We start from the raw sequence: 8,507 nt of genomic DNA on the forward strand, positions 1-8,507 counted from the left end.
CTTAAGATTCAAAGTATGAACTCAATTATCAGATTTCTATTAGCATGCGACCAAAGCTTCGTCATGACTATGACTGAGCCCAACTGGACAGCCACCGAGAAGACTGAAGGTTTAGTCAGCGTCTAGAGCTTAGAGTGCGCTACGGTGCAGCCATGTCAGAGCAGCCCAGGGTGGCTTGGTGGGTAGTGGACGCCCTAGAGGGGCGCCTCGCCCGTGTAGAACTTGAAGACGGTCAATTCGTGGACCTTCCTCTTGCCAGCCTGCCCCGGGGCGTGCGCGAGGGCGACGTGCTCCGAATGGAAGAGCAGGACGGCGACTTCACCCTGGAGATCGACCACGAGGAAACGGCCCGTCGACGGGGCGAGGCTCAGGCGCAGCTCGACGCCCTCAACCGGCCCACGTCGGGCAGGGAGATCGACCTGTGAGGGGGCTGTTCGCGCTGGGGATCCTGACGCTTGGCCTGACCGAGGCGGCCCCCCTCACCCTCCGTTTCCTTGATGTGGGGCAGGGCGACGCGATCCTCATCACGTCCCCGGAAGGCAAGAGCGTGCTCTACGACGGGGGCCGCAGTGAGCCTCGGATGCAGACGCTGCTGCGGCAGTACGGGGTGCAGAGCCTCGACCTGGTGGCCGCCAGCCATGGGGACGCTGACCACATCACCGGGCTGATTCCAGCGGTGACGCTCTACAAGCCCCGGTTTTTCCTCAACAACGGCATCGCGGCCATGACCCAGACCTGGCAGAAGCTGATCACCGCCACGCAGAAGGCCGGGACACAGGGCCTCCTCGCCCGCGATCAGGTCATCAACCTCGGCAGCGTGAAGCTGACCGTGCTGGCGCCACCCTCGGGAATGCCCAAAAACCAGCAAAACCTCAACTCGGTGGGCCTGCTCGTGCAGTACGGGACGTTCCGGGCGCTGCTGACTGGGGACAGCGAGAAGGAGCAGACGGCGGCGTGGCTGCGGAAGTACCCGGCGAGCACGCTGGGGCCAGTCGACGTGTACAAGAGCATTCACCATGGGGCGGCCAATGGCGATACAGCGGCCTGGCTGGCGGCGGTGAAACCGAAGAACGTGGTGGTGTCGGTGGGACCGAACAATTACGGGCATCCGACGGCGAGTGCACTGAACCTGTACCAACGGGCAGGCGCCACGGTCTACCGCACCGACCAGCAGGGGACGGTCACGGTGACGGTGCAGCCGGGGGGCAAGTACGCCATCACGACTGAGCGGCAAGGAACGGTGCGGCCTGCACCAGCGGCAACACCGACTCCGAGGCCCCAACCGGCTCCCGCGCCTGTCACACTTCCGCCGTCAAGCGCGTACTACCCCAACTGCGCGGCGGCCCGTGCGGCGGGAGCGGCCCCGGTGCGGGTGGGGCAACCAGGATACGGGCGGCATCTGGACCGGGATGGCGACGGGGTGGGGTGCGAATGACCCTTCCACCCATCGAGAGCGAGGCTCACGCCCAGGCGAATGCGGAACAGGTGCGGGTGCTGCGCGAGGCCGTGGCCCAGCGGCGGGAGAGCGGCCAGGAGCCCGGAGCGGCTGATCGCATGTCCTCTGCCCAGCCCGTCCCACCCCACTCTCAACCTCGGAGGTGACCATGACCGACTTTTCCGAGATTCACTGGCAGCCCATCGAGGGTCTTGACCAGCTCACGGGGATGGTGGACGGCCTGCTGGTGGAGTCCCAGTCGCCCCCAGCGCGTTTTCGGGCGGTGGGCGTACCAAAAGCTTCAATGCTTCCGCCGTTTGAGCCTATGTCTGGGCGCGCTGGCCCTGCTCACGCCGCTGTTTGACCCTCTCCCGAAGGGAACCTGCCTGTTCAGGACGGTCAGTGAGCAGGCGCTGAGCGACCGCCCGCAGTCTGGGGTCCGTCAACTGAGCGGCCTGCTCGATGCCCCTCTTGGCGTCCTCCCCCGGAAGATGACCCAGGGCACTAAGCGCCGCGAACTGCACCTCCCAGATGTCGTCCAGCAGGGCTTCGGTCAAGGCTGGCGCCGCGACCGGATCGCCGAGCAGTCCCAGGATGTCTGCGGCATGGGCACGCCTTGGCGCCTCCGGGTGCCCGAGCATCTCCAGCAAAGGGAACAGCGCCGCGTGCCCGAACGCCACCAGAGCCGTGCTCAGCGTGGTGCGCCGCTCGGCGTCCGGGTGGCCGACCCCGCCCATCAACGTGTGCAGCGCATCCGGATGGCCCATCTGTCCCAGGGCGAAGATGGCTTTGCGGGCCACCTCGTCGTCCGGGTCGTTGACCGCCAGATTCAATGCGGCGGCACTCGCGGGATCGGCGATCTTGCTCAGGGTATGCACCGCCTGCAAGCGGGTCGCGGTGTCCGGGTTCTCCAGCAACTCAAGGAGCGGCGGCACAGCGTCCGGACCCATCCGCACGATGGCCCAGGTCAGGTTCTCGCGCACGAAGAAGTCCGGTTCATGGCCCAATCGCTCGATCAGGTCCGGCAGAGCGGCCCGGTGCTGAGTGGCCCCCAGGTCCAGGGCGGCCCGGATGCGGACATTCTTGTCCGGGTGCAGGAGGTCAGTCACCGTGTTGTGAATGGTCATGGTTGCTCCGTCCTGCTGGAAGGACAGGGCCTCCGAGATAAAGGTCCAGGCAGCGTGCAAGTCCGCCGGGAGGTGGTTTTCATAGGCCCGGCCAATAGCCTGGGCGATCTCGGGGCGGTCAGCCGTGGTCTGCCTGACGAGCTGCTGCCAGCGCGTCGCCAGTGTCTGCGCTTCGGGTGAAGGAGGGGTAAGACCTTCCTCCAGCGCCGTGAACACGTCGGTCAGGAGTGTCTCCCAGTCGTCGCCGGATTCCCGGGGCTGGTTCTGGAGGCTCTGGAGCTGTTCCTCACTCAGGGAAAGCTGGCCCGCGATGTCCTGTGCCGCCTGCATAAAGTGCCCCACCTGCCGGGCAATGCGCTGGGTCAGCGCGATGGTCTGCGCCACCTCGGTCCAGCCGACCTCGGCGGCCCCCTGCAAGGCTTGCAGACGGCGGACCAGTTGGCGCTCCTGGGTGATGCGCGCCTCCAGCACCTCGATGTGCCGCCGCAAAGCCTCCTGTGCGTCGTAGGCCGGATCGTCCAGCGCCCGCGCAATCTCTGGCAGGGTCAAGCCCAGCGTTTTCAGGCTCTGGATATGCAGCAAGCGGGTCAGGTCGGCGGGCGAGTACAGGCGGTAGGCCGCCCGGGTACGTCCGCTGGGCTTGAGCAGGCCCAGGGCGTCGTAATGGCGCAGGGTGCGAATGGTCAGACCCGTTCGCCGGGCCAGTTCCCCGATTTTGATGTCCACGGGCACCTCCGACGCTCACCCTAAACCGTGACGTTACGAGAGGGTCAAGGGCAGATGGACGCGTCGTGGCCGGAGGGTACGTACGGTGCCCAGAGAGCGGACCCGCTGTGACCCGGATGCATTTTCTCGTGTGGGTACTAAAAGTTTTTGAGCAGATCGTTCCCCCTGATCGGCTGGACGTGTACGCCAAGCCGTTCCGGCGCTGGCGGGCGCTGCCGCTCACGCAAGCGAAGCGGGAGACCATGGACCGGCTCTCGCAGGAAGTTGAGGCGACCCGTCCGGTGGTGGGGCAGGTCCTGGCCCTGGGCGAAGAGTTGCGCTTTGAGAGTGACCACCGACAGCAGGAGAGGGGCGCTGCGGAGCAGACGCTGGCCGAACTGATCGGTGTGCCGACGAGACACGATCTCTGACGTTCGGCGCTCGGCGGCAACTTCAAACTTCCCCCGGTGTGCCCGTGTCGAGACCTTGCAAGGGCCGGAAAAAGCCCGCAGGGACAGCTTTAATGCTATTATCAGCCGGTAACGGGAGGGCGAAATGACCACCACTCAAGACCAGATTCGCCGCGAGCTGGAGGCCCAGAAGGCCGCCTATGAGCAGGCCCAGGCCGCCCGTGCCCAGCGCGCACAGGACGTTCACAGTGCCCGCCGGTCGCAGCAGATTGAAGGTGGCGATATTTCCTCCTACGCCCAGCACCTCAGCCAGCAGTACATCGAGGGCAAGCTGACGACGGAAGAAATGCGCGAGAAGCTGCTGGAGCACCACGGCGTCACGGTGAAGTGACCCCCGCATGACGAGGGACCCGGAGTTCTTCTCCTACGACAACGGAGTGCCCAGAAACCGCCTTGGCCTCGACGACGCCGAGGCGTTTTCCTTGATCGAACGGGACCTGACGTACACCCGGACGCTGGAGGTCAAGAACGGCACCGCGCCGGAGGCGACCCGCAGCGGGCAGTTCGATCTGGAGCATCTGAGGGCGATTCACCGGCACATCTTTCAGGACGTGTACGAGTGGGCCGGAACGACCCGCAATCAGACCATGACGATTGAGGGCCAGCAGGTCAGGGCTGCGCCGCTGATCTACAAGGACGACGGGCGGGTGCCGGTGCCCTTCGTCCCGAGCCAGCAGGTGGACCGCAGCCTGAACCGGACTTTGGATCAGCTCCGCGAACAAAACCTCTTGCGTGATCTTCCCCGCTCGGAGTTCGCTGACCGGGCCGCCGTGGTGTTCAGCGAGATCAACAGCGCTCACCCCTTTATGGAAGGCAACGGCAGGACGCAGCGCGAGTTCATGACCCAGCTTGCCGGGCAGGCAGGCCATCTCCTGAACTTCGACGTGGTGAGCGCCGAGCGCATGAGCGTGGTCAGTCTGGAGGCGCGGATGGGTGATATGTCGGGGATGCAGCGCCTGTTTCAGGAAATCAGCGATCCTGGGAGAGTGGCCGCGCTGGAGATGGCGCAGGGCTTTTTGGAGCGCGAGCAGGTCGATTGGCAAGACCTGTATATCGCCACGGCGACACCCGGGCGTGCCTATAACGCGGACATAGCGATCATCAGTCGGGACGTGGTGGTCACGAGATCGGAGAGTGACGTGATCGTGGCGCAAACGAGTGACCTGAACGGCCAGACAGAAGGCCGGGTGAGGTTCACGGCCAGCGAGTATCCCTCTCCTGCACAGGACGGCGAGGTTCAGCAGCGCAGCCGTCAACTTGACTGGGACGTATAACCGATCAGGAGCAGAGAAATGCAGTCGAGGCCCCCCCTCCTGGTTGCCACACAACTCGCCCCGGCCGGGGCATTTTTTTGTGCTTGCTGACGGTGGTGGGCTAACATTTTTCCATTTTTGCATGTTTACATGCAGCGTTGGGGAGGTGGTTGAGGAGGGGGGAGCACCCCCCTGAGCCAAACCTAACGGCGGTCAGGCGGGCAAGGATGCGGGCGCCGCTCTGCTCTGCCCGCTGCCCACCCTCCCAACGGTTTGGCTACCCCCCCTCGCACCGGGTCGGCTGTCGAGCGGCAGGGTGGTGGTGCAACAAGAGGCGCGGCCACAGGCCGCACGACTGGTCAAAAGATGAACAGCGGTGTCCTCGCCGGACGGGCACCAGCCGGAAAAAATGTCAGGGAAGGGCGCCTGAACATTTTTTCCGGCCTGCGGCCTCAAGGATCACGCGGCCTTTTACCGTCAACGGCAACCCCGCAAGGGGGGCGGCCAGAGGCCGCACCGTTGACGGCGCAAAAAGCTTTAGCAGGGAGAAAAGAGAGGGGGCTGAGCGTTCAGCGGCGCCGGGGGACGGCCACCGAGCCCGCCGGGGGCGGCACACCGGGGGGAGCGGCCCCCCGGTGTGGGCGTGCATCCACGAGCGAGCGAGGGGGCAGGCGGGCCAGGAAGCGCGGGCCAGGCCGGGCGACGTGGGCAGGTTTTGCCGTTACAGACGTATTCCAAGCTTGACCTTGTACTATGATTATAGTACACTACTCCTACCCCAGACAGGGGAAAGGAGCGCAAGTGTGAACTACTTTCAGCACGTCACCACCGCCGACGACCTCAAAAGCGAGTACCGCAAGCTGTGCAAGCAGTACCACCCCGACAAGGGCGGCTCTACCGGGCAGATGCAGGCCATTAACGCCGAGTACGAGCGGCGGATGGCGCAGTTCCTGAGCGGCAAAAGCGAAGGCGAGTACGGCCAGGGCAAGTTTTACAAGACCCGCCAGGAGGAGGCCGAGGTCGAGCGGAAGGTCCGCGAGGCCGTGGAGAAGATCGCCCACCTTGACGGGCTGGACGTGGAAATCATCGGCGCGTGGGTGTGGGTCTCCGGCGACACCAGGCCGCACAAGGACGCCCTGAAGGCGGCGGGCTACTGGTGGATGCGGGGGCGGGGGATGTGGGCCTTCAAGGGCAAGTACAGCAGCGGCAAGGGCAATACCAGCATGGAGGAGATGCGCGAGAAGTACGGCAGCGAGCGCCTGACGCGCACGCGGACCTTGAAGGCCAGCTAACCCCTCGCGGGGCCGCCGTGACCGGGCGGCCCCACCTCCGCCAGAGGTGCCCCATGAACCTGACCCCCAGCAGACCCGCGCCCTCCGCGCCCTCGTTGATGCCGTGCTCGCCTGCGAACTGGCCGCCCAGGACGTGCAGGCCGCGCCGACTTTCAAAGCCCGGCTCCACCTCAACTGCTGCCGCCGCCGCAAGCGGGCCGCCATTGACCGCGCCTTTCGCCTCGGCCTGCGCTCCCAGCGGGCCTACGGCGTCGAGGAGTGGACAGTGTGGCTGTCCCCTGACGGCACCGCCAGCCTGACCAGCGAGGAGGACGTGGACACGACCAACCGCCGCGCCACGCTGGAGGAAGCGAACGAACTGCTGGAGGAGCACGGGCTGAGGCTGTGGCCGGTCAGTGACGAGTACGAGTGGGCGGTCCTGATGGACAGCAGGATCGTTGGTGGGCGCTACCTCGCCACGGCGATTCTCGGCGACGACGGCCGCGTGGAAGTGCTGCGGCTGGAGGGCGGCACGGCTGCGCTCACCGCCTCCCTGATGTGCGACGAGCTCCCCGACGAACCGCCCATGCTCATGTGTAACCCCGGCGTCGTGCAGGCCGTCAGGACGTTCGAGTTCCGCGACCTGCCCCGCTCCTCCGGGTCCGAAGACTGAGCCGGAAGCAGGGCCGCGCCGCGATGTGTGTCCCACGGTTTCACGTCCCAGTGCGGGAAAATGCTTGCATTTGTACTATGATTATAGTACACTTCTTTTACCCCAGACAGGGAGAAAGGAGTGGAGCAATGACGAACGAAACCCCGTGCCCCCGCAACAAGAGCCGCACTTGGAAGGTGGATCTCTACGCCGGGTGGGGCGACGGCCCCAGCGCGACCGTGTACCTCGGGAGCCACACCGTCACCCTCAGCGCCGACCACGAGGGCACCTTGAGCGCCCAGGTGGACGGCGAGGCCGAGACGGTCGAGGAGGCCGTGAGCTACCTCAACCGGGCGAAAGCCGACGGCCGGGTGGAACTGCTGGAGGAGACCCGCACGCCCGAGCCCGAGCCGACCATCCCTTTCACTGCCGAGCCGACCATCGGCAAGGCCCGCGCCGCCCGGCTCCACCGGATCATGGGCCGTCTGGGGCTCCCCAGCGCCCAGCATTACGCCATCGCTGCCGCCGCCCTGGGGGAGTGGGCGCCGGTCCCGTCCCTCGCGGACCTGTACGAGCGGGAGGCCCGCGTGGTATGGGCGCACCTGTGCCGCCTGTACCCGAATGCCCGCACGGTGGCCCAGGGCGTGAGCGCCCGCAGCGCCCGCGCCGCCTGACCCGGCACGGCCCCGCCGACGGAGGCGGGGCCACTTACCCCAGGAGTGACCCGCGATGACGACCCAGACCCGCACCCCTGAACTTGAAGCCGAGGCCGAGCGGATGCGCGAGCGGCGCCGTCACCTCGCGCGCAACATCCGCCAGGCCCGCAGCCTCGCCCGCCAGATCCCCGCCAACCCGGCAGGCCCAGACTTCTTGCGCCCTTACCGCCGCGTGACCATCGAGCAGGGCTATCTCTACCCCAACCCCGACCGCGCCGCTGCCTGTCAGGAGCACGCCGACCGTGCCCGCGAGTCCTACGAGATGCTGCGGGCCGCCGCAGGCGCGGAAGACGGGCTGGCCGCCCCCATGCTGGAGGCCGTCAAGGCCGCCGCTGACCTGTACGCGGCCCTGGCCCGGACTGCCCGGTATTGACCTGGGGGTGCGTGACGCTGGGGGAGGCCAGGTGCCCGGACGGCGGACCGTCGGTTCCTCCCCTGGCCTGCTCCGCAGAGACACCGCACTCCTGGCCCCGCAGGGGCGGCGCGGGGCCAGGCGGCCATGTGGTCCGCGTGTAAGACGCCCTCGGTTAGCTTGCCGGGTATGGCAAGACGACGGCGGCGCAAACAGCAGGACAACCCAGCCCAGGTCCTTGGGTTCGCCCTGTTCATCGGGGTGATGTACGCCGGGGTGAGCGGCAACTGGGGATTGTTCTCGCTCCTGATCCTGATTGTGGCCGGGGTGTTGGCCGCCTCCGTTGTGCGGGTGCGTGGCCGCAAGGCGCGGGCGCTGGCGTTGCGTGATCTCCAGACCCTCTCTGGGGGTCAAAAGTCAGGTCAAGGCATGAGGAGTCGGCTCCAGTACGGTGTTTTCTGCGATGAAAGACACCCGGAGCCGACCCCCTCAGTCTAGCCTCACTGCCCTGCTCGCTGAGCACTTC

General features: G+C 66.4%; 10 protein-coding genes. 9 read left to right on the forward strand and 1 reads right to left on the reverse strand.

From position 1 onward, the window contains the following. Positions 1-152: 152 nt before the first annotated feature. Together F8S09_RS16410 and F8S09_RS16415 are read left to right on the forward strand one after the other, a co-directional pair. A complete protein-coding gene (locus F8S09_RS16410) occupies positions 153-425 on the forward strand; it encodes a DUF3006 domain-containing protein (protein WP_152872548.1) in 273 nt (90 codons plus the stop codon). After that, on the forward strand, positions 422-1,435 hold the full coding sequence (locus tag F8S09_RS16415; protein ID WP_322618884.1) for an excalibur calcium-binding domain-containing protein: 1,014 nt from the start codon (positions 422-424) through the stop codon (positions 1,433-1,435). Before F8S09_RS16410 ends, F8S09_RS16415 begins: the two co-directional genes overlap by 4 nt. A gap of 323 nt (positions 1,436-1,758) precedes the next feature. On the opposite strand, the gene F8S09_RS16420 is transcribed toward F8S09_RS16415, so the two are convergent. Then, positions 1,759-3,288, reverse strand: coding sequence for a HEAT repeat domain-containing protein (locus F8S09_RS16420; protein WP_152872549.1), 1,530 nt, complete (start codon positions 3,286-3,288; stop codon positions 1,759-1,761). A 107-nt stretch (positions 3,289-3,395) separates the two neighbouring features. Between F8S09_RS16420 and F8S09_RS16425 the strand changes: the two genes are divergently transcribed. From F8S09_RS16425 to F8S09_RS16455, 7 genes are all read left to right on the forward strand, one after another. After that, positions 3,396-3,698, forward strand: coding sequence for a hypothetical protein (locus tag F8S09_RS16425; protein ID WP_152872550.1), 303 nt, complete (start codon positions 3,396-3,398; stop codon positions 3,696-3,698). Between the two features lie 124 nt (positions 3,699-3,822). Next, complete coding sequence (locus tag F8S09_RS16430) at positions 3,823-4,068, forward strand: antitoxin VbhA family protein (protein ID WP_152872551.1); 246 nt, start codon at positions 3,823-3,825, stop codon at positions 4,066-4,068. Positions 4,069-4,075: 7 nt separating this feature from the next. Continuing rightward, positions 4,076-5,011, forward strand: a complete 936-nt coding sequence (locus tag F8S09_RS16435; RefSeq protein WP_152872552.1) for a Fic/DOC family protein — start codon at positions 4,076-4,078, stop codon at positions 5,009-5,011. 782 nt (positions 5,012-5,793) lie between these two features. Beyond that, the gene (locus F8S09_RS16440) at positions 5,794-6,282 is read left to right on the forward strand and encodes a J domain-containing protein (protein ID WP_322618885.1); all 489 of its coding nucleotides are present in this window, start codon (positions 5,794-5,796) and stop codon (positions 6,280-6,282) included. A gap of 46 nt (positions 6,283-6,328) precedes the next feature. Continuing rightward, positions 6,329-6,934, forward strand: a complete 606-nt coding sequence (locus F8S09_RS16445) for a hypothetical protein (RefSeq protein WP_152872553.1) — start codon at positions 6,329-6,331, stop codon at positions 6,932-6,934. Positions 6,935-7,062: 128 nt separating this feature from the next. Next, a complete protein-coding gene (locus F8S09_RS16450) occupies positions 7,063-7,587 on the forward strand; it encodes a hypothetical protein (RefSeq protein ID WP_152872554.1) in 525 nt (174 codons plus the stop codon). A 55-nt stretch (positions 7,588-7,642) separates the two neighbouring features. Beyond that, positions 7,643-8,002: a hypothetical protein gene (locus F8S09_RS16455; RefSeq protein WP_152872555.1), complete on the forward strand. Its 360-nt coding sequence runs from the start codon at positions 7,643-7,645 to the stop codon at positions 8,000-8,002. Positions 8,003-8,507: the final 505 nt, after the last annotated feature.

Origin of the sequence: Deinococcus terrestris, from assembly GCF_009377345.1 — a bacterium.
Classification (GTDB): Bacteria; Deinococcota; Deinococci; order Deinococcales; family Deinococcaceae; genus Deinococcus; species Deinococcus terrestris.

Bases quoted from the DNA above. Each gene is read 5' to 3' on its own strand.
- F8S09_RS16410 (WP_152872548.1), top strand. From the start codon at position 153: ATGTCAGAGCAGCCCAGGGTGGCTTGGTGGGTAGTGGACGCCCTAGAG.
- F8S09_RS16430 (WP_152872551.1), top strand. From the start codon at position 3,823: ATGACCACCACTCAAGACCAGATTCGCCGCGAGCTGGAGGCCCAGAAG.
- F8S09_RS16455 (WP_152872555.1), top strand. From the start codon at position 7,643: ATGACGACCCAGACCCGCACCCCTGAACTTGAAGCCGAGGCCGAGCGG.
- F8S09_RS16435 (WP_152872552.1), top strand. From the start codon at position 4,076: ATGACGAGGGACCCGGAGTTCTTCTCCTACGACAACGGAGTGCCCAGA.
- F8S09_RS16450 (WP_152872554.1), top strand. From the start codon at position 7,063: ATGACGAACGAAACCCCGTGCCCCCGCAACAAGAGCCGCACTTGGAAG.